Here is a 24141-nt window from a genome sequence, read left to right on the forward strand (position 1 = left end):
TAGTCATGTCATTAATTAGTATGCACGGTGCCTGGCTGTCGTTTAGCGACGCGCCGCTGTTAGATAACACTGAATTACACATCGAAGAAAACGAACGCGTTTGTCTGGTCGGCCGTAACGGCGCGGGCAAATCAACGCTGATGAAGATCCTCAACCGTGAGCTGCCGCTGGACGATGGCCGCATGGTTTATGAGCAGGATCTGATCGTCGCTCGCCTGCAGCAGGACCCGCCGCGTAACGTTGCGGGCACGGTGTATGACTTTGTTGCGGAAGGCGTGGAAGAGCAGGCGGAATACCTGAAGGCCTACCACGACATCTCCCACAAAGTGATGAGCGATCCGAGCGAGAAGAACCTCAACGAGATGGCTCGCATTCAGGAAATCCTTGACCATCAGGGCCTGTGGCAGCTCGACAGCCGCATTAATGAAGTGCTCGAGCAGCTTGGTCTGGAAGCGGATACCGAGCTGTCTGCGCTGTCCGGCGGTTGGCTGCGTAAAGCGGCGCTTGGGCGTGCGCTGGTCAGCTCTCCGCGCGTATTGCTGCTGGACGAACCGACGAACCACCTCGATATCGAAACCATTGACTGGCTGGAAGGCTTCCTGAAAGAGTTCCAGGGCAGCATTATCTTTATCTCCCACGACCGTTCGTTTATCCGCAATATGGCCACCCGCATTGTCGATCTCGATCGCGGCAAGCTGGTCTCCTACCCTGGCGATTACGATCAGTATCTGCTGGCGAAAGAAGAAGCCCTGCGCGTGGAAGAGTTACAGAACGCCGAGTTTGATCGCAAGCTGGCCCAGGAAGAAGTGTGGATCCGCCAGGGCATCAAAGCGCGCCGAACCCGTAACGAAGGGCGCGTTCGTGCCCTGAAAGCGATGCGCCGCGAGCGCGGTGAGCGTCGTGAAGTGATGGGCAGTGCGAAGATGCAGGTGGAAGAAGCGAGTCGCTCGGGCAAAATTGTCTTCGAGATGGAAGACGTTAACTATCAGGTTGCCGGTAAAACGCTGGTGCGTGATTTTTCCGCGCAGGTGCTGCGTGGCGATAAGATCGCGCTGGTAGGACCTAACGGCTGCGGCAAAACGACTCTGCTGAAGCTGATGCTGAGCCAGCTTCAGGCCGACAGCGGCCGCGTACACTGCGGCACCAAGCTGGAAGTGGCCTACTTCGATCAGCACCGCGCCGAGCTGGATCCTGACCGTACCGTGATGGATAACCTGGCGGAAGGTAAGCAGGAAGTGATGGTGAACGGTAAGCCGCGCCATGTGTTGGGTTACCTGCAGGACTTCCTGTTCCATCCAAAACGCGCGATGACGCCGGTGCGTGCGCTTTCTGGTGGAGAGCGCAACCGCCTGCTGCTGGCGCGTTTGTTCTTAAAACCTAGCAACCTGCTGATCCTCGATGAACCAACCAACGATCTGGACGTCGAAACCCTGGAGCTGCTGGAAGAGCTGATTGATGGTTACCAGGGCACCGTGATGCTGGTTAGCCACGATCGTCAGTTTGTCGATAATACCGTGACCGAATGCTGGATCTTCGAAGGACAGGGCAAAATTGGTCGCTATGTCGGTGGTTACCATGATGCAAAAGGGCAGCAGGGTTCCGCTCAGCCGCTGCGTCAGGCTGCTGCGACTAAATCCGAGAAGGTCGAATCGCAAAAAGCAGAACCTGTTAAACGTGCCAATAGCAAACTAAGCTATAACCTGCAGCGCGAATTAGAGCAGTTGCCTCAACGGCTTGAGCAGCTTGAAGCTGATTTGGGCACGCTGCAGGCGAAGGTCGCTGACGCTGATTTCTTCAACCAGCCGCACGATGTCACCCAAAAAGTCTTGGCGGAAATGGCCACGGCTGAACAGGCTCTGGAAGAAGCATTTGAACGCTGGGAGTACCTGGAAGCGCTGAAAAACGGCTCGTAATCTAAGGAGAGTTACGATGTGTGCCACGCACCACCATCGCTCGCATATTCTGTGTCGACAATGTGATTTGCTGGTGGCGCTGCCCGCCCTGCAGGATGGCCACAAAGCCTCCTGCCCGCGCTGTGGCACTCCGTTGGTCACGCAGTGGTATTTGCCGCGCCAGCGGCCAACGGCTTACGCTTTAGCGGGGCTGTTTATGCTGCTGCTGGCTAACCTGTTTCCTTTCATCAATATGAAGGTGGCCGGGATCAGCAGCGAAGTCACGCTGATGCAAATTCCTGGCGTGATGTTTTCTGAGGATTACGCCAGCCTCGGCACCTTCTTTCTGCTCTTTGTCCAGGCCGTCCCGGCTTTTTGCCTGATAACCATCCTGTTGTTAGTCAATCAGGCCAAATTGCCTTTTGGGCTTAAACGCTGGCTGGCGCGGGTGCTGTTCCAACTGAAGAGTTGGGGTATGGCGGAAATCTTTCTCGCCGGTGTATTGGTCAGCTTCGTGAAGCTGATGGCCTACGGGGACATTGGCGTGGGCAGCAGCTTTATTCCCTGGTGCCTGTTTTGCATTTTGCAGCTTCGCGCTTTCCAGTGCGTGGATCGGCGCTGGCTTTGGGATGACATTGCACCTATGCCGCCGGTACATCAGCCGCTAAAAGTCGGCGTGTCGGGCATGAAACAGGGGCTGCGCTCATGCTCTTGCTGCACGGCAATCGTTGAGGCGGATACGCTTGCTTGCCCACGTTGCGGAACACACGGTCACGTTCGCCGCAGGCACAGCCTGCAGTGGACGCTGGCGCTGCTGATCACCTCTATTATGCTTTATCTGCCGGCCAATATTTTGCCGATCATGATTACCGAAATGCTGGGGAATAAATATCCCTCTACAATTTTGGCTGGGGTGATCCTGCTGTGGAGCGAAGGATCTTATCCGGTGGCGATGGTAATTTTTATCGCCAGTATTATGGTGCCCACGCTAAAAATGATTGCTATCGCCTGGCTGTGCTGGGATGCAAAAGGGCACGGCAGGCGCGATAGTGAGCGAATGCACCTGATTTATGAAGTTGTTGAATTTGTTGGCCGCTGGTCGATGATCGACGTGTTTGTGATTGCCGTTCTCTCCGCGCTGGTGCGCATGGGCGGGCTGATGAATATCTACCCGGCTATGGGGGCGTTAATGTTTGCGTGTGTGGTGATTTTGACGATGTTTGCTGCGATGACCTTTGACCCTCGTTTGTCCTGGGATCGCGCTGACGATGTAACTGATGAGGAGTCTTCCGAACATGGAAAATAAGCACGGCGAGGCGAAAGTGCAGAAGGTAAAAAATTGGTCGCCGGTTTGGATCTTTCCCATCGTAACGGCGCTGATTGGCGCCTGGATCCTGTTTTATCACTACAGCCATCAGGGGCCGGAAGTGACCCTGATCACCGCCAACGCCGAAGGAATTGAGGGCGGTAAAACCACCATCAAAAGCCGTAGCGTAGATGTCGGGATCGTGGAGAGTGCACAGCTAACGGACGATCTACACCATGTAGAAATTAAGGCGCGGCTAAATTCCGGGATGGAGAAGCTGCTGCACAAAGATTCCGTGTTCTGGGTGGTTAAACCGCAGGTGGGTCGTGAAGGGATCTCCGGGCTCGGCACACTGCTGTCCGGTGCCTATATTGAGCTGCAGCCGGGGACCAAAGGCGAGCAGCCGGAAAATTATGCTTTGCTGGATGCTCCGCCGCTGGCACCACCTGATGCTAAAGGCATTCGTATTACGCTCGACAGTAAAAAAGCGGGCCAGCTTACCCCCGGGGACCCGGTGCTGTTCCGCGGCTATCGCGTAGGCTCGGTGGAAACCAGCACCTTCGATACCAATAAGCGAGCGATTAGCTACCAGCTGTTTATTGCGGCACCCAACGACAGGCTGATTACCAGCAACGTTCGTTTCTGGAAAGACAGCGGCATCGCCGTGGATATGTCCGCCCAGGGGATGCGCGTGGAGATGGGGTCTTTGACCACGCTGTTTAGCGGGGGCGTCAGCTTCGACGTGCCTGAAGGCTGGGAGTGGGGCAAGCCGGTTGAAACGGGCGCTGACTTCCAGCTGTTCGACGATCAGAAAAGCATTCAGGATTCGCTGTATACCAACCATATCGATTACCTGATGTTCTTCAAAGATTCGGTGCGTGGCCTGCAGCCGGGTGCGCCGGTGGAATTCCGCGGTATTCGCCTGGGGACGGTGGCACAGGTTCCGTTCTTCAACGAAAAAATGCGCCAAAGCCTGAATGACGATTTCCGCATTCCGGTGCTGATCCGCATTGAGCCAGAACGCCTGAAAAATATGCTCGAAGATGGCGCGGATATTTCGACCAATCTGCAGGTACTGATCAAGCGCGGGCTGCGTGCCTCGATGAAAACCGGGAGCCTGGTGACCGGGGCGCTGTTTATCGATCTCGATTTCTATCCGAAAGAGAAAGCGCTGGGCGATCTGCCTCAAATCGCGGGCTACCCGCTTATTCCAACGGTGAGCGGCGGCCTGGCGCAAATTCAGCAAAAACTGCTGGAGACGCTGGATAAAATCAACAATCTGCCGATTAACCCGATGCTGGAGCAGGCCACGAATACGCTGGCTGAAAGCCAGAAAACGATGCGCCACCTGCAGCAGACGCTGGACAATCTGAACAAGATTACCTCCAGTCAGTCGATGCAGCAGCTACCGGAAGATATGCAGAAAACGCTTCGCGAGCTGAACCGCAGTATGCAGGGCTTCCAGCCGGGCTCCGCGGCCTATAACAAGATGGTGGCGGATATGCAGCGTCTTGATCAGGTGCTGCGCGAGCTGCAGCCGGTATTGCGTACGCTGAACGACAAGAGCAACTCGCTGATATTTGAAGCGAAGGATAAAAAGGATCCGCAGCCGAAGAGGGCACAACCATGAAAAAGTGGCTCACGCTAGCCGCCGTCTTAGCGCTTTCCGCCTGTAGTGGGAGCGATAATGGCAAAACGTACTACCAGCTGCCGCAAACTTCACAGCCTGCTATGCAGGCCGTGAGCCAGCCTGGAAGCCACTTACTGTGGGTCGATCAGGTCACCGTGCCTGATTTCCTCGCCGGCACAGGGGTGGTTTACCAGACAACCGATGTGCAGTATGTCATCGCCACCAGCAACCTTTGGGCCAGCCCGCTTGACCAGCAGCTGCGTAATGCGTTGGTCAGTAATCTCAGCAGCGCATTGCCAGGCTGGGTGGTTGCCTCCCAGCCGCTAGGCCACGATCAGGATGCGCTCAGCGTGAATGTGACCGGCTTCCACGGCCGCTACGATGGCAAGGTTATCGTCAGCGGAGAGTGGCTGCTGAAGCGCCAGGGCGAGATCATTAAGCGCCCGTTCCATATCGAACTGAAGCAACAGGATGACGGCTACGATTCCACGGTGAAAACCCTGGCTCAGGGCTGGCAGCAGGAAGCGAAGAGTATTGCTTCGGCGCTCACACGCCTTAATTGATAGGTAAAATGATTTGTACAAAAAAGCTGCGATTTTCACCTTCGGGTGGTCGCAGCTTTTCTTTTTTGCTGAACCGGTTAGCGGCAGGCGCGCCACAGTTTTTGTCGAAAAGATAACCAGAATATCGCGGAAATATGACATTGGCGTGAATTTTGCGCATTGACGGTCGCGGAATTTCGCGTTATTGCTTATCCGTGGTTGCACATTTTGTAATCACTGTTTTCTTTTCCACCAGACAATGTAATGAGGGAAACGAGGCATGAAGAGACAAAAACGAGATCGCCTGGAACGGGCACATCAACGTGGTTATCAGGCAGGTATCGCCGGACGCTCAAAAGAGATTTGTCCATATCAGACTCTGAATCAGAGGTCCTACTGGATGGGAGGCTGGCGAGAAGCCATGGAAGACAGGGCGGTTACTGCGTAATCACTGTCTCTTTAGAAAAAGAAACCTCCGCCTCGCGGAGGTTTCGCCTTTTATAACCTTTGCAAAATCAATCAGGGCTTAGGGAAAATCCAGACGTGTTGTTCGGGCAACTGGAGATGATGCGGTTGAGCATCACGCATATCATTGCCATAGGCGCGGATCACGAAATCATCTCCAGAGGTTCGGAAGAGGTATTCCCAGCGGTCGCCCAGGTACATGCTGGTCAACAGCGGTAGCGTCATGCCGTTTTCCCCCGGCAGATCGGCAATTCTTACGCGTTCAACGCGGATCACCGCCGTCCCTTCCTGCCCGGCCACTACGCCAGCTCCAGCTTTGCCCCAGAGCGCCCAGCCGCTGCCCTCAATGCGTGCTTTACCGTCACGAACCTCAGTCACTTTACCGTTCAGGCGGTTATTACTGCCCATAAACTCGGCGGTGAACAGCGTTTGCGGTGAGCCATACATCTCCTGTGGTGTGCCCTGTTGCTCGATTTTGCCGTTATTCAGCAGCAGGATACGGTCGGAAATGGCCATCGCTTCGTTCTGATCGTGGGTGACCATTAATGCCGACAGCCCTAGCTTGATAATCAGTTCTCTCAGGAAGACGCGTGCTTCTTCGCGCAGCTTCGCATCCAGGTTGGAAAGCGGTTCATCCAGCAAAATCACCGGCGGGTTATATACCAGCGCCCGGCCAATCGCGACGCGCTGCTGCTGCCCGCCGGATAGCTGATAAGGGTGGCGCTGGCCGAGGTGCCCAAGCCCCAGTTGATCCAAAACAGCCTGTACGCGCTGGTTGATTTCCGCCGCCGCGACTTTACGCAGCTTAAGTGGGTAAGCGACGTTTTCAAAGACGGTTTTATGCGGCCACAGGGCATAAGACTGGAAGACGAGGCCAAGATTACGTTCTTCAGCCGGGATCTCTTTGCGGGATGCGCCGTCGTACACGTTGCTTTTGCCGATAACAATGGTGCCCTGGGTAGGTTTTTCCAGGCCGGCGACCGCGCGCAGCAGCGTCGTTTTGCCGCTGCCGGAAGGGCCAAGCAGAGACACGACTTCGCCGCGTTTCAGATCCATGGAAACGCCTTTCAGCACGGGGTTGTCGCCGTAGGTTAAGTGCAAGTTCTCGACCGATAACTCAATCATGTAATTTCACTCCAAAACGAAGGGCAATGCCGAGCCCTAACACCACGAACAGAATATTAATAAAGGAAAGTGCGGCGACAATATCGATGGCGCCTGCGGCCCACAGCGAAACCAGCATGGAGCCGATGGTTTCCGTACCGGGAGAAAGCAGGTAGACGCCGGTGGAATATTCGCGCTCAAAGATCAGGAACATCAGCAGCCAGGAACCAATCAGACCGTAGCGTGACAGCGGGATGGTGACGTGGCGGGTAATCTGTCCGCGACTTGCTCCGGTGCTGCGAGCGGCTTCTTCCAGCTCTGGCCCAACCTGCAGCAGGGTAGACGAGATAAGACGCAGACCATAGGCCATCCACACGACGGTATAGGCCAGCCAGACGCTGAATATCGTGCTGCGCAGCGAGCGTAGCCAGACGATAAGGTTATCCCGCAGCCACTGGGACCAAGGCATACCGGAAAGCCAGCCGGACTTCAGCGCGTTATCCAGCCACATAGGCAGGAATAAAAACACCCACAGGAAGGCCAGACCGGCCAGCAGGCCAGGCACAGCACGAGGCACCAGAACGCTGTAGTCAAGGAAGCGGGTTACGTTGTCTGGTTTTCTGTGCATAGCGATGCCGATAAACAGGTAGCAAACCACGGCCAGCGCCCCGCCGATGACGCCAATCGCCATTGAGTTGACGATGGCCCGCAGCAAGTTGGGCTGTTCCCAGATAGTGCGGAAGGTATTGAGCGACAGTTCATCCCACAGTGAAACGCCTACGCCCCAGTTGGAAATAAAGGATCGCAGGATAACGCCAATCAGCGGTACGCCGATGGTGACGGTCAGCCAGAATGCCACGACTGCCCCTGCGACCCAGCGCCATTTCCCCAGCGGCAAGGCTCGCGCCTGAGAGGCTTTGCCTTTGACGGTAACAAAGCGGTTTGCCGTGCGCATCAGTCGGCGCTGCAGCATGACCAACGGGATAGTGATACAAATCAGCACGACGGCGACGGCAGCCATCAGATGATAGGACGGCGTGCCGAGCTTATTGGTGAGTTTGTAGAGGTATGTCGCCAGCACCATGTTGCCTTCCGGGTCACCCAGTACGAGCATCAGGCCGAACACTTCCAGCCCGAGGAAGAACAGCAACACGGTGGCATAAAGCATTGCCGGGCGCACCATCGGCAGGCTGACGGCGGTCATCACCTGAAGCGGCGTTGCGCCTGCAGTTCGAGCCGCTTCCTCTACATCGGAACCTACGCTGCGCAGGGCCGAGGATATGTAGAGATAGGCGTGGGGAACATGTGTCAGGCCTGCGATCACCACGATGCTCGACATATCGTAGATATTCCACGGCACGAAGCCAAGCAGCGACTGCGCCCACAGGGAGAAGAAGCCCACCGGGCCTGCGGCCACCACGTAGCCGAATCCCAACACCATCGGTGAAACAAAGATAGGCACCAGAATAAGCGGCTCAATGATGCGCCTGCCCGGCAGGTCAGTACGCACCATCAGGAAAGCCAGAATGCCGCCCAGCGGGATGGCAATCACCACCAGGCCAAAGGCCAGAATAAAACCGCTCTTCAGTGCCAGGTAAAAATCGGAGTCGGTAAAGATAAATTCAAAAGATTCGAGGCTCCACTCCTTCGACGGGGAAAAGAAGGGGGCCGAGAGAAAACTCTGTATAACGATAAACGACAGCGGAATATAGATAACCAGCGCAGTTATCAGCACCACAATGCCGCGCGGCAGGCTCTGCCACTTTCTGCGTAATGCATCCATGTAACGATCCCTCAGGTCAGTTAGCCTGAATAGCCTAATGTGTTCGGATTAAGCGAGGCGCAGCCGGACGGTGCGCCTCATCAAAGGATTATTTCGCGGCGGCTTCGCGCCACTGTTTGATGTAGTCCAGGCGTTTTTTCTGCTGCAGGTATTCCAGCAGGGTTTCATCCACCGGGATTGGCTTCAGGGCATTGCCCAGCTTCTTAGTCATGCCGTCGATGTCGTTGTCACCGTCGATATCATTGCGAATAGACGGGATATCAGCCTGGTTTGCGAGAATATTTTGCCCTTTCTCAGACAGCACGTAGTCGATCCACAGCTTCGCCGCGTTGCTGTTTTTCGCTTCATTGCTGATAAAGGAGACGCGTGACAGCACCAGGGTATAGTCCTTCGGATAAGCAATGCCGAGGGAAGTGTCCGTTTTGGCGCGAGCCTCGGCATAGGATCCCAAAATGTTGAAGCCAATCAGGTTTTCACCCGAGGAGACTCGCTCCATCATGGTACCGGTTGAGGACTGGACCGAAAGGCCGCCTTTGGCTACATCGGCGAGGGTTTGGAAGTAATTTGGATCGGCTTTGTGATCCTGTACCGAAAGCATAAAGCCGAGACCGGATTTTTCGATATCGTAGGTGGTGACTTTTTTGCTGAATTTATCGGGCTGGCTGGCGATAAGTTTGGCCAACGCTGCATGGCTGTCAGGCACTTCATTGGCCGGGATCAGGCGTTTGTTGTAGATAAAAATGACCGGCTCATAGGTGGTGCCGTAGGCCTTGTCTTTCCACACTGCCCACTTCGGCAACTGGCCTTGCTCCGGGGATTTGTATTCCTGGGCATAATCGGTGGCGAGTTTTAATGCCGTGTCCATGGAGGAACTCCAGACCACGTCACCGCTGGTACCGCCGGCGGCCTGTTCGCTGATATAACGGTTGTACAGCTCGGTGCTGTTCATGTCGTTATATTCTACTTTGATGCCCGGATATGCAGCCTCAAAGCCTTGAATAAGCGGGGCCGCGGTTTTGGTGTCGGTGGTGGAGTAGAGCACCACTTTGCCTTCTTTGGTCGCGGCATCGATGATTTTTTGATAATCCGCCGGATAGCCCTGAGGCACGGCAGAAAACGCGGAGGTAGAGAGCAGCACGGCAGAAGCAAGGCAAGATATACGTAACTTATTCGACATTATTGTTAACCTCTAGTTACATTTGAGAAACTAAAAATCAACATAACGCATAACGTTTTTCAGACAAGAGGGGGCGTTTTTTATCTTCACGATTTGTGATTTCGAACGTTGTTTAAGCAATTAACGCCATAAAAACCACGACAAGAAAGCGTCACTCAGGCGGACGGCAGAAACAAAAAAGCACCCATTGTGAACAATGGATGCTTTCGAGGTGAAGCCAGATAAAACGGTATTAGAAAGCAGAGGTGTCTTTGAAAAGACCCACTTTCAGGTCGGTTGCGGTGTAGATCACACGGCCATCAACCAGCACTTCACCGTCAGCCAGGCCCATAATCAGGCGGCGATTCACTACGCGTTTGAAGTGAATACGGTAGGTAACTTTCTTCGCGGTAGGGAGAACCTGGCCGGTAAATTTCACTTCGCCCACGCCCAGCGCACGGCCTTTACCTTCACCACCGAGCCAGCCGAGGTAGAAACCAACCAGCTGCCACATGGCATCAAGGCCCAGGCAACCAGGCATCACCGGGTCGCCAATGAAGTGGCAACCAAAGAACCACAGGTCAGGGTTAATATCCAGCTCGGCTTCCACGTAACCTTTGTCAAAGTTACCGCCGTCCTCGGTCATCTTGACTACGCGGTCCATCATCAGCATGGAAGGTGCTGGTAACTGCGGGCCTTCAGCACCAAACAGTTCGCCACGCCCTGAGGCAAGAAGATCTTCTTTCGTATAGGATTCGCGTTTATCTACCATGTCTACAGTAAGCCTTTTTATAATGAAGCACGCAGGTTAGCTAACACGTGTACGCTCAACAAGTCCGATCAGTTGTGGTTGAACCAGTTGAGCCAGCGTAGCGGCCACGGAAAGCGCTGGCGAACATCCGGCGCCGAGGCCTGAGCAATACGCTCCTGCACCGCACGCATCAGGGTGTTTTGCCCTTCGCCATCCCACGGGAGATTGGTCAATAACGGCAGGGCATCAGCCACGTCGTCAATGGCCCAAATCGAGAATTTATTTTGCTCGACGGCCTCCAGTACATCTTTGTGCAGCGACAGGTGACGCACGTTCGCCAGAGGAATAATCACCCCCTGAACGCCGCTAAACTCACGCTGCTGACAGATACGGAAAAAGCCTTCCACTTTTTCATTCAGCCCGCCAACCGGCTGTACGCGGCCGAACTGATCCACAGAGCCAGTGATAGCGATGTGTTGATAAATTGGAACGTTAGCCAGGGCGCTTATCAGCGCACAAAGCTCAGCCATGGAAGCGCTGTCGCCGTCGACTTCGCTGTAAGATTGCTCGAAGGTGATGGATGCTGAAAACGGGATTTGCTGGTCAAGCTGCAGCTCTGACATCAGAAATGCCTGCATGATCATCATCCCTTTGGCGTGAATGTTGCCGCCAAGTTCTGCCTTGCGTTCTACGTCCGTAAATTCCCCATCACCGACGTGAACCACGCAGCTAATACGAGAAGGTTCGCCAAACGCCCGTGGATGACCAGGGAATTCAATGACCGACAGAGCGTTGATCTGGCCAACCATTTCGCCTTCGGTTTCAATCAGGATTTGCTCCATCAGGATTTCATCCCGCATGCGCTCGGCCAGGAAACCTTCGCGCCATTCACGCTGCTCGAGCATTTGCTGGAGCTGTTCGGCGTTAAAGCTGTTTTCTTCGGTAAACGGCGCGACTTCGCGCAGCTGGCGTGAAATCCAGGAAGGGCAGAGCGGCAGCATTTCCTGATCGCCCGTGTAGCGGACGGCCTCACGAATCAGCGGTTGCCAGGCATCGGCTGCTGGTGCAGGCAATGATTTCTCAGCGGCAATGGCATAGATCCACTGACACCAAAGCGCCATTTCATCGGCAGAAACAATTTGCAGATTGTCTTCAAATTCACTGTAGATAGCGGCCGAAGCCAGATCCATCTCCATTTCCTGGAAATCTGCCAGAGAGTCGCGCTCGCCAACCAGCACCAGTTTGAAATCCAACGCTAATGACGGGATTTTCACCGGCAGTGGACGAGTTTCGTCAGGTGAAATCCAGTCAAAACGCCCCTGGATCATGATTTGTTTCAGGCGCAGCCACAGCAGCGGCTGGGCAAGGACGCTACGCATCGACAGCACCAGGACGCCACCGTTCACGCGATGAATCAGACCAGGCTCCAGCGACACTTCACCTGCAAACTGGCGCACACAGCCAAACAGTTGTTCCGGTTCAACCCAGTCAGCGGCAATTACTTCTCCGCTGGACGCAAAGTTATCGTCAGTGTGCTCGGCCGGTTGCAGCGTGACCCGGCTACCTTCAATGAGATAGTGTCCGCCAACAATCTCGTCCTCTTCGTCACGGGATGCTTCAACGGCCGCGGCGATAAGATCCAGATACTCTTGTTCTTCCGGAGCTTTTATCAGCATCAGATCGACGGAAGAAACGGAAAGGTTGAGTTGCTCAATCCCGTAAACTAAACGAGGTTGAATCGCAGAAAGAGGGGCAGCGTCTGTATCATAAGGCTGTGCAAAAATTTCCTGATAGCTTTCGGTATCAGGCACCAGGGCACGCCAGTCAAGTCGATTAGTCGTCAAAGTCGCTATATTTTTTAATGAGATGTCAAAGGCGCGATTATACAAGAATCGCTCGGGTAGCACACGGATAAAGCAGTAACACAGTTTTATCCCCCTCACAGCTTTGATTTTCAGTTCAGCGAATGGCGGAAAAACTGTTATTCTGAACTAAGTTACACGGTCACACTGAGATCACAATGAAATATCAACAGTTGGAAAATCTCGAGAGCGGCTGGAAGTGGAAGTATCTGGTTAAGAAGCATCGCGAAGGGGAATTAATCACGCGATACATTGAGGCCAGTGCAGCCCAAGAGGCGGTAGAGCAGCTCCTGACGCTGGAGAATGTGCCGGTTCTGGTTCAGAGCTGGATTGATCAGCATATGAACCCGGCGCTGCATAACCGCATGAAGCAAACGATTCGTGCCCGGCGTAAAAGGCATTTTAACGCTGAGCATCAGCATACCCGTAAAAAATCTATCGATCTGGAATATCTTGTCTGGCAGCGTCTGGCCGGGCTTGCACAGCGTCGTGGCAATACGCTTTCGGAAACGGTTGTTCAACTGATTGAAGATGCGGAACGCAAAGAGAAGGTGGAAAGTAAGATGTCGACGCTTAAGCAGGATCTGCAGGCTATGCTGGGCAAAAAATGACGCGATGAAAGCGCGTGTGACTGAGTCACCGTGAAACTTCAAGCAATAAAAAACCCCGCCATGGCGGGGTTTTTGTTCAAGGAAGAGTAACTTATGCCGCAGGCTGAGTTACAACTTCTTTGATACCTTTAACTTCGATCTCAACGCGACGATCTGGAGCCAGGCAGTCGATCAGTTTAGCTTTAGGCGCTACGTTGTCACAGGTGTTGCCGGTAACTGGGTTAGCTTTGCCCATGCCACGTGGAGAGATTTTGTTCGCTGGGATACCTTTAGAGATCAGGTAATCAACAACGCTCTGTGCACGTTTTTCAGACAGTTTCAGGTTGTACTGCTCGGAACCGATACGGTCGGTGTAGCCCAGAACAACAACGGAACCATCTTTAGGATCCAGGTTGCTCAGCTGGGTGTACAGCTGATCCAGTGCCTGCTGACCTTCTGGTTTCAGGGTAGCTTTGTTGAAGTTGAACAGAACGTCAGACTTCAGAGTGAAGTGTTTGGTCTGTACTTCTGGAGCTGGAGCCGGAGCTGGCGCTACAACTGGAGCAGCAGCTTCCTGCTGACCGAAGCGGTAGGAAACACCTACGCTCAGCATGCCGTTGTCTGGACGAGTACCAACGGTCTGTGCATCACCGATGTTGTTAACCCACTGGTATTCCAGACGGGTAGCGATGTCACGGGTAACAGCCCACTCAACACCACCAGCGAATACTGGAGAAACACCGGTGTCGTGGTCTTTCAGACGCTCACCAGCCGCGTTGTTAGCGGTGGAGTCTGCACGCCATACCATGCCGCCCAGACGGGTGTAGATGTCCAGGTCGTCAGTGATTGGGTAACCCAGTTTAGCGGTCAGCTGCACGCCCTGAGCTTTGAAAGCACCGTTTTCTGGGGTGCCTTTGTAAGGCATACGGCCCAGCCAGTCATAACCCATTTCGAAACCAACGTACGGGTTAACCTGGTAACCACCGAATGCACCAGCACCCAGTTGGCTTTCGTGGGTCGGACCACTGCCGATACCACGGTCATAGCCGTTACCGTAGAAACCGGTGTCGTGGTACTGGGACCAGCCCAGTTTACCACCTGCATACCAGGTGTTATCTTTCGGTGCGGCCTGCGCTACGGTAGCGAAGCCAGCCAGTGCCACTGCAATCGCGATAGCTGTCTTTTTCATTTTTTGCGCCTCATTATCATCCAAAAGGCCATGAGCTCTAAACCAATTTAAAGCCCAGGGTTAAATCCTTCGCCCGGGTTTACGCTCAATTGTTACTCTACCGATATATCGGTGTTATGAAGAGCAACCCTGGCGAGGTAAAGTCTACAACGTAGTTGAAAAGTTACAAGTGTGAAGTCCGTCAGGCATATGAAAAAAAACGACTTGCATACATATTTTTTTACAAAACGGATTGTTTTTTGAACGAGCTCTCTATCAAGAGAACCCCGTCAAACCGCCATATGGCGGGCATTTTTGAGTCATGGCAGCGGATTGTATGGCATACGTAAAAAATTCCAGGATTTCTCCTAAATTTACTTAATGATACAAACTAGAATGAATTTTTAGGCCATTTCGTGGTCTTGAACCGGATGTCCTTCTGCTGGTTGGACGCATTATAAAGCCCATCGCGTTACCTGTTTCCGCTGCGATCGTTAGCCGTGAATGTTCTTCATCTGTTAATTCTTCTGGTAGCCAGCCGATCACAACGCTGTAATTTCCTGTCTGTAAAGCTTTCACCATGGCGTCAACGGTACAAAGCGGATCTAACTGACTTGCCTGCATCACTTTTGCCAGCGGCAGCCCAGCCCCCTGCAGCCATGCGCGGCTCAGTTTTTGCTGTGGCGTCAGCCATAGCTGCCAGCGAGATTGTTGTCCCAACTGCTGTAATAAAGGTAGCAGAATAAACTGGGTAACCCATGGGCTCTCTTCACTGTAAACCACTTCACTGATTAACCCCTGTACGCTGTTATCAGAGAGAGACTGCGCCGGGGAGTGCGGAGTAACTACAACATGATGAAAGTGAGCTTGAGCGTTATGTGAGTGCATAGTGAGTCCCGCCTAATGGGTTACTGTATGCATATACAGTAATGCCTGTGCGAACAAAGATCAACCGGAATTTCGGAAAGTGTCTCGCATTTTCGGTACGCAAAAGCGCTATAGATGAAATTGTCATTGCCATTATCTTTAACCTTACTTATTTTCAGGGATTAAGAGGGCGGGTAACCAGAACAGCTATTTACCAGTTGATATATAAGGACATATTATGAAAAAGGTGACATTTATTAGAATTCATAAATCACGGGAATATCTTTCGTCACTGGGGAAAATCGGTTGTCGACCGCTATTTGGTGGTTATAGTCTGACCGTTGACGGCGTGGTGTTTGCTATGGTGGCTGAAGGTGAACTTTATCTGCGGGCTTGTGAACAGTGCGCGGAGTATTTTATCCAAAAATCGGCGCCTCCTCTGATGTACAGTAAACGCGGGCTTCCTGTCGCGCTGAATTACTACCGTGTCGATGAAGAACTTTGGGAAAATCCGGAAAAACTCGTCCAGCTCTCTTCTCTGGCGTTAAGAAGCGCCCAACGTGAGAAGAAACAAATCAAAATACGTTCTCGTCGCCTTAAAGACCTCCCCAATCTTTCCCTGAATATTGAAGTTATGCTTCGTGAGGTGGGGATCAATGATCCACAAACGCTTCAACTCTTTGGTGCCAAACGGTCATGGCTAAAATTACGCAACACCAGGAAAACGGTAGGTATTAAAGTCCTGCTCTCGCTTGCAGGTGCTATTCGTGGTGTTCATGAGGCGGTACTGCCTGCTGAGGTTCGGAAAGAATTGACGGAATGGTGGCGCTGCTATGAGCAGCGCCAGCAAGCTTACTCTGAACACTGAGAGATTTGCTGTTGAAGACGTGAGATCTCAGGCAGAAGAGCAATCAATAACCCAATTTGTTGCAGAACCAGGGGTTCTTTTGTGTCTGCCCGAGTCTCAAGCTGTGAGATGCGCGCGGAGAGCCCTGCCAGAGCAGTCTGAACACGCTCCTCATCAACAGGCAGGTGATGTAATGCGTCATCAACATAGCAGACGGCGTCATCGAGTAACACTAACGTATCACCGTGGTTGAGTTTTTCCCTGTGTGCACCTAATGCAGAGATATAGCTATTAAAGGAGTGATTCAGGCAAAGCAGGCGAAACGCCGCTTCGCGCATGTCATCTGAGACGCGAGGTTCAGATGACATATTTGAAACAACTGAGGCGAGATCAGCGTCTCTGTTATGGGCATCTCGCCGGGCAATACGATATTCAAGACGGTTATCACGCCCCTGGTGGTACTGTTCAAGAATCGCATCCAGATAACGACAATTAGCGTTGAACGCACGTTCAACGACTCGTGAAAGCCGGCGGAATCGCCAGTCAGGCCAGATGAAACTCACTGCAGCCCAGGCTATTGCACAGCCTAAAAGTGTATCAATCACGCGCGGGAGAGCGACTTCAAATCCTTCACCCAACAGGTTAAAGCACAGCAATACCAGCAGCGTAATAAACATGGTGGCATGGGCGTATTGCACATTACGGAAAGCGAAGAACAGCACGCCAGTAATAACGATAAGTATCAGCTGACCTTCGAGAGACGGAACAAGCCAAAGCAAGGGCAGGCCAACGGCCACCCCAACCAGTGTGCCGATGATACGCAGCGCTAAGCGTCTTCGGGTTGCACTGTAGTTGGGCTGGCAGACAAACAAGCTGGTCAGAAGTATCCAGTAACCGTGTTGCAAACCCGTAAATTGAATAAACGCATAGCCCACACAGAGTACCAGTGACATCCGTACCGCATGGCGAAAGAGTGCGGATTCTGGCGTGAGGTTAAGCTTTAGCCGCTGCCAGATATCATCGAATCCGGTTAGCTTGTCGTCGGCTAAACGGTGCTCGGGATCGTTCTGTGGCTCAGCAATAGCCTGTTCTGACTCAATGTTTGCCAGTTGCGCATCAATTGCCTTCAGATTTGTAATCAGAAAGCCCAATGCTTTTATCTCTGAAGCGGTTGCATGACTCACACGAATTCGATCCAGCGCGGAGTCCAGATGGGTAAATGCGCGTTCAAACCGTGGGTCGTGCTGATAAGGGACTCGCAACAGGATTGATCGAGAGAGCTGCTGACAGGCCTGTGACTGCATCGTTAGCAGGCGCTGAAAGCGGAACATCACGTCGCTGTAGCGAAACTTATCGCGCAAAGCCTGGTACTGAATATGGGAAGAACTCGCTCGTTCGTGAATATCCTGGGCTACGAAATAATAGTGAAGTGTCCGGCGAGTGCCTCTCTGCCCCCGGTCGCCGCGAAGGCGAGTCAGTAATGAGCTTTTTGTCTGATTTAGCGTGGTCACTAATTGGCTGTTAGCCATGGCCAACTGGAGCATTGGAGCCTGACTGTCTTCTTCTATATCAGGATCAAATAGCGTGGCTTTAATTTCAAGAAAGCTCGCGAGGCTTTCATAACAGCGTGCCAGATTGTCCTGCAGCGGGCGAATAGGGAAAATCAAATGGCCTGCTAACGTCAGGAAGTTGTACCAGACGGCGCCGGCTAAAAGGAACAGCGGTTGCTGATACCAGTGCTCATAGAGGGAAATACCGAGCATCGTGTAGATGGCGATAAGCAGCGCGCCAAAGGCAATGGTGGCATAGCGTTGCCCTAATCCGCCAAGGAGGATGAATCCGCTGGTGGATACCGTTAAACCCACTGCAAACAGCCACGGCCAGGGGAACAGTAACTCCACGGATGCTGAAGCAATAAAAAAGCTGACTAAAGTGATCAGTAAATTTCGTAGCCTACCACTCACTCGGTCGTCGAGATCGGCCAGGGCTGCAGCCACAACGCCAAGCGTGAGGGGAATCGTCAGCTTGACCTCACCAAGCCACCACGGCAGCGCCGCAGTGCCTGCAAGGGCAATAAATATGCGCAAGTTATAAAGCCAGGCGCTGTTCCAGGTATAACGACGTACCAGTGGGCTTAGGGTCAGCACAATGGCTCCTTACTGGAAACGGCGACGAGCATTGGATTCGCGAGCAGCTCTGGCTACTTCAACTGGCACAACCCGGCGGCCAACGGGCCATAATGCGATAGCGGCAATCTTGAAGTTCGCAATTCCTACAGGGATCCCTATAACGGTAATACACTGCGCGATGCCCGCCATAATATGCATGATGCACAACCACCAGCCGAAGAAGATCAGCCAAAGAACATTTAACAGGGTGCCCCCGGTATTTAGCAGCGTATTTTTACCCTGTGGATTAAGCTCATCGACATGCACGGCTTCATTGCCGTAGGGCACAAAGGAAAGCTTGGTTATTTCCCAGCAGGAGCGAGTCAGCGGCAGAGTGAAAATCAGCACAATGCTTACCAGCGTGGCAAACAACCATGAGAGGGTGGTCAAGAAGCCTCCCAGCACAAAGTTCAGAACATTAAGTACGGTACGCATAGAGACGCTTCCCTGACAGAAAAATAAAGAGTGATTAACCTTAGAAATTATAACGCGTTTTTACTCTGGAGCGTCATTCCATCGGCAGTTAAACTTGAGTCATAATTCCCACATCGGATCGGGCAACGTAATGGAACTCAAATCAACTTCTCTCGGCAAGCATTTGGCACAGCACCCTTATAATCGGGTCAAACTGTTACCTGCCGGCGTTGAGGTCAAAGGCGACCGCCATGAATATCTTATCCCATTCAATCAGTTAATAGCGATTAACTGTAAACGTGGTCTGGTTTGGGGCGAGTTGGAATTCGTTCTTCCTGAAGACAAGGTTGTTCGCCTGCACGGTACAGAATGGGCGGAGACCCAGCGTTTTTTCCACCATCTGAATTCGCTTTGGCTTAACTGGAGCGCGGAGATGAGCGATGTGGCTGCTGAAGTTTTAACCGCTCAACGTGAAGAGATAGCGAGGCGTACCCGAAAAGAGGTGTGGTTCCGGCGAAGTGATATGCAGGCATTACAAGATAATCTGCGTGCAGCTATTTCAGCTCTCCCACTGCCGCATGCCCGACTCGGTGAGTTTGAAAACTGTCGCGAAGCGTGGGCCATATGTAAAGCCTGGCTTGAACAGGGTGAAGAGCGTCGACATCAGCGCAATAACGTTTACACCGAACGGATGCTGGAAAAATATGCTGCTTTCTTTGATCAGGTTGAAAGCTCGCCGCTGAATCCGTCCCAGGCCCGTGCCGTGGTGAATGGAGAGGATTCCCTATTGGTACTGGCTGGGGCCGGTAGCGGCAAAACCTCTGTGCTTGTGGCGCGTGCTGGGTGGTTGCTACAGCGCGGCGAAGCAACAGAGGAGCAAATCCTGCTTTTAGCCTTTGGCCGTCAGGCCGCACAGGAAATGGATGAACGTATAGTCAGCCGCCTTAATACAGAGGCTATTTCCGCCAGGACCTTCCACTCACTGGCGCTGCACATCATTCAGCAAGGGAGTAAAAAAGTTCCTCGAATCAGCGAACTAGAGAGTGATACTACGGCTCGTCATCAGTTGCTGATTGACAGCTGGCAGCAGCAATGCCGGGAAAAAAAAGCGATGGCCAAAGGTTGGCGGCAGTGGCTTAGCGAAGAGCTGGAGTGGGATGTTCCGGAGGGTGAATACTGGCAGGACAAACGCCTGGCGAAGAGGCTTGCCAGCCGGCTCGATCGCTGGCTCGGCCTGATGCGGATGCACGGAGGTTCTCAGGCAGAAATGATAGACAGCGCACCGGAAGAGGTCAGGGAGCTTTTCACTAAGCGTATTAAGCTGATGGCACCGTTGTTAAAAAGCTGGAAGGCTGCTCTTAAAGCCGAGGAGGCGGTTGATTTCTCCGGTCTTATTCATCAGGCAATTAACGTGCTCGAAAAGGGCCGGTTTATCAGCCCATGGAAGCATATCCTTGTCGATGAGTTTCAGGATATCTCCCCCCAGCGGGCCGCCTTACTAGCCGCGTTAAGACGGCAGAACTCCCATACCTCACTTTACGCAGTGGGGGACGACTGGCAGGCTATCTACCGGTTTAGCGGGGCGGAAATGACGCTCACCACGGCATTCAGCCACCATTTTGGGGAAGGCGACAGCTGTGCGCTGGATACCACGTATCGCTTTAACGATCGCATCGGCGAGATTGCGAACGGTTTTGTACAGCAAAACCCGTATCAGCTGCGTAAGCCCCTCAATAGCCTCTCCAAAGGGGACAAAAAAGCAGTGACTCTGCTTGCCGATGACAGGCTCGATGATTTGCTGGACAAACTTAGTGGGTACGCTTTGCCCGAACAGCGAATTTTGGTGCTGGCGCGGTATCACCATTTGCGCCCGGAAAGCCTGGAGAAAGCCTCGACGCGATGGCCTAAGCTCAATATTGATTTTATGACCATCCATGCGAGCAAAGGACAGCAGGCAGACTATGTGATCATTCTTGGTTTACAGGAAGGAAAAGATGGTTTTCCTGCGCCCGCGCGTGAGTCAATCATGGAACAGGCGCTCCTGCCACAGCCGGAGGATTTCCCGGATGCAGAGGAGCGGCGTTTACTTTATGTCGCGCTAACGCGAGCCCGCCATCGGGTCTGGCTTATGTTCAACAAGCAGGAACCTTCTGTCTTTGTTGAGGCACTTAAACGGCTGGGTGTACCTGCGGCTAATCGCCCCTGATTATTTCAGGCGTTCATTCAGGTAGCGTTGGTAATCCGGGATAAGAATATCCACGCTTTCATTGAAGCCCGGTGAATGAATAATAAAATCGGCGGTAGAAAGGTTGGTGGCGACCGGGATATTCCACACGGTCGCCAGGCGCAGCAGGGCCTTAACGTCAGGGTCGTGAGGAACGGCATTGAGCGGGTCCCAGAAGAAAATCAGGACATCAATTTTGCCTTCAGAAATTAAGGCTCCTACCTGCTGGTCTCCCCCCATTGGGCCACTGAGCATGGCGTTGACTTCAAGGCCAGTTGCTCGCTGAATTAAATTACCTGTTGTCCCGGTGGCATAGAGTGTGTGGTTGGCAAGCGTTGCTTTATGACGCTGTACCCACTTCAAAAGCGCGTCCTTACAATGATCGTGGGCAACCAGTGCGATATGTTTTTTTACCGCAAGGGTGCGGGTAGTCAGTTCCATTCTCTTTTCCTGGGTAGTTTTAGGCTGCTAACAGATTACTCAAAGCCCCAGGAGCTGCAAGAGTAGAACGTCAAAAAAGCGAGGTATCTCGAGGCATTGCTATGGATTGGGTGTCTCATTTACCCAGTGTAAAAAACGTGCCCGCGTCGGCTTATCGGCTTGACTGAACCAGTATCTCAGCCGCTGCTCTGTGAGTGCTTCAGATTGTGCAGGTGGAAAGTCGGGATTCACCAGGGAAAATAGTTGCATACTTTCGTTGACCTTGAGGTTCGCGAATCCGGGCATTGACGCTTTTTTCCCTGATTTATTATAGCGCTGAGTTTCTTCTTCATAATCCGTTCCGGTTGGGTCGGGCTTTATCTCCAGAATATCGGTTCGGATGGGAATGGGGTGAGCCTGGCTATCCAGCAGCTTAATTTGAAAAGCGGCTGCCGAATGATTGGGATCTTTTAGCGGCAGAACAATATTGACCTGGTCTATCTCTTTGGTGTCAAAACTGATCACCAGCGGCGGAGATATCGCTGGGGGGCGGTTGCGAGTGCTGAGCGACTTTTTTTCAATTCGCAGAACGAGCTGGTGCGGCCCATTATCTATTTCGATGCTGTCAGCCCCTTTAAGAAGCGAACTGGAAACCCTTTTACCATCCAGGACCAGTAAATCCACGTCGGCGGAAAGACGCAGTGTGGTTCCCCATACCAGGGTTGGTATCATCAATAATAGCCCTGCAAGTGGCAGACCTGCTCTCATTTCACTCTCCCTGGTGAACATGCTGAGTGGATGTTTCAAAATTTTTCCTAAGACCTATTTATTAACATATAGACATATTTTCAGAAATTGCGCGCCTGAGTTTCCAGTAGAAAGATGGCTGGGGGGCGGGCTTTGGCATACACTTCAGACAACATCTTAGGGGGCGCTATGAAACAAAGTGATATCGAAAATATCCTGAAAACTACCCGTACCATTGCTCTGGTGGGGGCCAGCGACAAGCCCGATCGTCCGAGTTATCGGGTGATGGATTACCTGATTAAACAAGGCTATGAGGTTATTCCCGTGTCGCCGAAGGTCGCGGGTAAAACGCTGTTAGGGCAGCAGGGCTATGCCACGCTTGCGGACGTCCCGAAGAAAATTGATATGGTTGATGTGTTCCGTAATTCTGAGGCAGCCTGGGGTGTGGCGCAGGAAGCCATCGCTGTGGGAGCGAAAACACTCTGGATGCAGCTTGGCGTGATTAATGAGCAGGCCGCGGTGTTGGCGCAGAATGCGGGATTAAGCGTTGTGATGGATAAATGCCCGGCGATTGAAATACCTCGTCTTGGGCTGGCGAAATAAGAAAAACCCCGCTTAGGCGGGGTTTTTTATCAGTTACGCAGGCGTGGGGCCTGAAGCTGTTGGCGTATCGAGGCAGCCAGTTCGTCCATCGACGGCTGTTCGGGGTGCTCGTCGTCATCTTCAGAACTGAGCTGAGCTTCGGCGAGATAGGTATGAATCGCCTGGCCATCCTCATCTTCCATGACAACGTGGTACCACGGCGCCGCGCGGAGTGCGCTATTGTCGGCCAGATCGTCTTCCTGCGGCTCATCGAGCGAATACTCGGGGTCAATGTCGACCACTACGCCCAGATAGCCCAGTAAAGAATGGCGAACCTGCTGGCCAATACCGAATTTGCTGGCAATCATAGTCACCTCCCGGGAACATTACTCTGCATACGAATATGCGGGCAATTTCCGCCTTTTCAAGCTACATGACTCGACAGGCAAACCCTTTCAGATACAGCCCTTCCGGGTAGGTTGCGATCACCGGGTGATCGGCCGCCTGACGGAACTGCTCTATAAATTGTACATCACGCCCGGCATCTACGGCGGCATCGGCGATGATTTTCTGGAATAAATCTGTGGTCATCAGCCCGGAGCAAGAGAAGGTCATCAGAATACCGCCTGGATTCAGCAACTGAATCGCTAACATGTTGATGTCTTTATAGCCGCGGCAGGCGCCCGCCAGCTGGTTTTTGTTTTCAACAAATTTAGGTGGGTCCATCACTATAACGTCGAACTTCTCGCCCTGGTCGCGATATTTGCGCAGCAGTTTGAACACGTCATCACGAAGAAACTCGGCTTTGCTGAGATCAAGTTTGTTCAGCTCTACGTTTTTTCTGGCGATATCCAGCGCATCCTGGGAAGTATCCACACTGACCACCTGGCTGCAGTTACCCATCAACGCAGAAACGGCAAAACCACCGGTGTAGGAGAAGCAGTTCAGGACGCGTTTATTATCAACGTAGCGGCGAGTGGCGAAACGGCTGTCTCGCTGATCGAGGTAGTAACCTGTTTTATGCCCGCCCTGAATGTCTACCAGCAGCTTCATGCCGTGTTCTTCAATAGGCAGCAGGGCAGGAGGCAGTTCACCGCTGACCGGCCCCTGAGTCAAAGCCATGCCTTCTTTCTTACGTACGGTTACGTCGGAACGATCGTAAACAGAACATTCAGGGTAGAGAGATTGCAGGGCGGCAACGAGGGCTGGACGCTGATATTCTGCGCCGGCAGACAACAGCTGCAGCACCAGGAAGTTGCCAAAACGATCGATGGTCACGCCCGGTAGGCCGTCAGACTCACCGGCGATCAGACGGTAACTGTCCAGTCCATCACGCTTAGCCAGCCAGTCTCTCCACTGCTGGGCCTGCTGCAGGCGGCGGGTAAAGAAGGCGATATCAATACTTTCAGCCTGATCAAAGGTCCAGACGCGGGCGCGGATTTGTGATTCAGGGGAATATGCCGCGCGGGCTAGCCACTTGCCCTGGCTGTCCACCACATCAACCGTTTCACCGAGACTGGCCTTGCCTTCCAGGCGCGCAACGGCCCCAGAGAAAACCCATGGATGACGGCGCAATAACGACTTCTCACGCCCTTTGGCTAACACTAAACGTACGCTCATAAT

At 52.9% G+C, this 24141-nt stretch carries 22 protein-coding genes; 9 read left to right on the forward strand and 13 right to left on the reverse strand.

What is annotated here, in order from left to right; genetic code table 11:
- The first annotated feature begins 5 nt into the window (after window positions 1–5).
- The 5 genes from LH23_RS12735 to rmf all read left to right on the forward strand — a co-directional run bounded on the left by LH23_RS12735 (window position 6) and on the right by rmf (window position 5818).
- Window positions 6–1913 carry an ABC transporter ATP-binding protein gene (locus LH23_RS12735; RefSeq protein WP_039291568.1) on the forward strand — a complete coding sequence of 636 codons (1908 nt, stop codon included), beginning with the start codon at window positions 6–8 and terminating at the stop codon, window positions 1911–1913.
- A 16-nt stretch (window positions 1914–1929) separates the two neighbouring features.
- Window positions 1930–3198, forward strand: coding sequence for a membrane integrity-associated transporter subunit PqiA (gene pqiA, locus LH23_RS12740; protein WP_039291570.1), 1269 nt, complete (start codon window positions 1930–1932; stop codon window positions 3196–3198).
- On the forward strand, window positions 3188–4828 hold the full coding sequence (gene pqiB / locus LH23_RS12745) for an intermembrane transport protein PqiB (protein WP_039291575.1): 1641 nt from the start codon (window positions 3188–3190) through the stop codon (window positions 4826–4828). The genes pqiA and pqiB overlap by 11 nt, the downstream gene beginning before the upstream one ends.
- Entirely contained in the window at window positions 4825–5391 is a 567-nt protein-coding gene (gene pqiC, locus LH23_RS12750; protein WP_039291578.1) for a membrane integrity-associated transporter subunit PqiC, read from the forward strand. The genes pqiB and pqiC overlap by 4 nt, the downstream gene beginning before the upstream one ends.
- A gap of 259 nt (window positions 5392–5650) precedes the next feature.
- Complete coding sequence (gene rmf / locus LH23_RS23455) at window positions 5651–5818, forward strand: ribosome modulation factor (protein WP_008461244.1); 168 nt, start codon at window positions 5651–5653, stop codon at window positions 5816–5818.
- A 71-nt stretch (window positions 5819–5889) separates the two neighbouring features.
- Here rmf and LH23_RS12755 read toward each other — a convergent pair whose 3' ends face one another.
- From LH23_RS12755 to LH23_RS12775, 5 genes are all read right to left on the reverse strand, one after another.
- Window positions 5890–6960 carry an ABC transporter ATP-binding protein gene (locus LH23_RS12755; protein ID WP_039291581.1) on the reverse strand — a complete coding sequence of 357 codons (1071 nt, stop codon included), beginning with the start codon at window positions 6958–6960 and terminating at the stop codon, window positions 5890–5892.
- Complete coding sequence (locus tag LH23_RS12760) at window positions 6953–8722, reverse strand: ABC transporter permease (protein WP_008461246.1); 1770 nt, start codon at window positions 8720–8722, stop codon at window positions 6953–6955. The genes LH23_RS12755 and LH23_RS12760 overlap by 8 nt, the downstream gene beginning before the upstream one ends.
- 88 nt (window positions 8723–8810) lie before the next feature.
- Window positions 8811–9899, reverse strand: a complete 1089-nt coding sequence (locus LH23_RS12765) for an ABC transporter substrate-binding protein (RefSeq protein ID WP_039291583.1) — start codon at window positions 9897–9899, stop codon at window positions 8811–8813.
- Between the two features lie 232 nt (window positions 9900–10131).
- Window positions 10132–10650, reverse strand: a complete 519-nt coding sequence (gene fabA / locus LH23_RS12770) for a bifunctional 3-hydroxydecanoyl-ACP dehydratase/trans-2-decenoyl-ACP isomerase (protein WP_008461248.1) — start codon at window positions 10648–10650, stop codon at window positions 10132–10134.
- Between the two features lie 68 nt (window positions 10651–10718).
- A complete protein-coding gene (locus LH23_RS12775) occupies window positions 10719–12473 on the reverse strand; it encodes an AAA family ATPase (protein ID WP_039296640.1) in 1755 nt (584 codons plus the stop codon).
- A gap of 176 nt (window positions 12474–12649) precedes the next feature.
- On the opposite strand from LH23_RS12775, the gene matP reads away from it, so the two are divergent.
- Window positions 12650–13102 (forward strand): macrodomain Ter protein MatP, encoded by a 453-nt coding sequence (gene matP, locus LH23_RS12780; RefSeq protein WP_008461251.1) that lies wholly within the window; start codon window positions 12650–12652, stop codon window positions 13100–13102.
- Window positions 13103–13193: 91 nt separating this feature from the next.
- On the opposite strand, the gene ompA is transcribed toward matP, so the two are convergent.
- Both ompA and sulA read right to left on the reverse strand, forming a co-directional pair.
- Window positions 13194–14270 carry a porin OmpA gene (gene ompA / locus LH23_RS12785; protein ID WP_039291587.1) on the reverse strand — a complete coding sequence of 359 codons (1077 nt, stop codon included), beginning with the start codon at window positions 14268–14270 and terminating at the stop codon, window positions 13194–13196.
- A 357-nt stretch (window positions 14271–14627) separates the two neighbouring features.
- A complete protein-coding gene (gene sulA / locus LH23_RS23460; protein WP_071842718.1) occupies window positions 14628–15137 on the reverse strand; it encodes an SOS-induced cell division inhibitor SulA in 510 nt (169 codons plus the stop codon).
- Between the two features lie 217 nt (window positions 15138–15354).
- Between sulA and LH23_RS12790 the strand changes: the two genes are divergently transcribed.
- Window positions 15355–15984 (forward strand): TfoX/Sxy family DNA transformation protein, encoded by a 630-nt coding sequence (locus tag LH23_RS12790; protein WP_039291590.1) that lies wholly within the window; start codon window positions 15355–15357, stop codon window positions 15982–15984.
- Here the strand turns inward: LH23_RS12790 and yccS are convergent.
- Window positions 15969–18107 (reverse strand): YccS family putative transporter, encoded by a 2139-nt coding sequence (gene yccS / locus LH23_RS12795; protein ID WP_039296643.1) that lies wholly within the window; start codon window positions 18105–18107, stop codon window positions 15969–15971. The genes LH23_RS12790 and yccS overlap by 16 nt on opposite strands.
- A gap of 12 nt (window positions 18108–18119) precedes the next feature.
- The gene (locus LH23_RS12800) at window positions 18120–18566 is read right to left on the reverse strand and encodes a YccF domain-containing protein (RefSeq protein ID WP_039291593.1); all 447 of its coding nucleotides are present in this window, start codon (window positions 18564–18566) and stop codon (window positions 18120–18122) included.
- Window positions 18567–18696: 130 nt separating this feature from the next.
- Here LH23_RS12800 and helD point away from each other — a divergent pair, with 130 nt between their 5' ends.
- Window positions 18697–20751 carry a DNA helicase IV gene (helD, locus tag LH23_RS12805; protein WP_039291595.1) on the forward strand — a complete coding sequence of 685 codons (2055 nt, stop codon included), beginning with the start codon at window positions 18697–18699 and terminating at the stop codon, window positions 20749–20751.
- Here helD and mgsA read toward each other — a convergent pair whose 3' ends face one another.
- Together mgsA and csgI are read right to left on the reverse strand one after the other, a co-directional pair.
- On the reverse strand, window positions 20752–21210 hold the full coding sequence (mgsA, locus tag LH23_RS12810) for a methylglyoxal synthase (RefSeq protein ID WP_008461260.1): 459 nt from the start codon (window positions 21208–21210) through the stop codon (window positions 20752–20754).
- 99 nt (window positions 21211–21309) lie between these two features.
- Entirely contained in the window at window positions 21310–21957 is a 648-nt protein-coding gene (gene csgI / locus LH23_RS12815) for a curli synthesis inhibitor (protein ID WP_039291598.1), read from the reverse strand.
- Window positions 21958–22125: 168 nt separating this feature from the next.
- On the opposite strand from csgI, the gene LH23_RS12820 reads away from it, so the two are divergent.
- Complete coding sequence (locus LH23_RS12820; protein WP_039291600.1) at window positions 22126–22539, forward strand: CoA-binding protein; 414 nt, start codon at window positions 22126–22128, stop codon at window positions 22537–22539.
- Between the two features lie 29 nt (window positions 22540–22568).
- Here LH23_RS12820 and hspQ read toward each other — a convergent pair whose 3' ends face one another.
- Both hspQ and rlmI read right to left on the reverse strand, forming a co-directional pair.
- A complete protein-coding gene (gene hspQ, locus LH23_RS12825; protein ID WP_008461265.1) occupies window positions 22569–22886 on the reverse strand; it encodes a heat shock protein HspQ in 318 nt (105 codons plus the stop codon).
- A gap of 61 nt (window positions 22887–22947) precedes the next feature.
- Window positions 22948–24138, reverse strand: a complete 1191-nt coding sequence (gene rlmI / locus LH23_RS12830; protein WP_008461267.1) for a 23S rRNA (cytosine(1962)-C(5))-methyltransferase RlmI — start codon at window positions 24136–24138, stop codon at window positions 22948–22950.
- Between the last annotated feature and the right edge of the window lie 3 nt (window positions 24139–24141).

This window comes from Cedecea neteri (assembly GCF_000758305.1).
Taxonomy (GTDB): domain Bacteria; phylum Pseudomonadota; class Gammaproteobacteria; order Enterobacterales; family Enterobacteriaceae; genus Cedecea; species Cedecea neteri_C.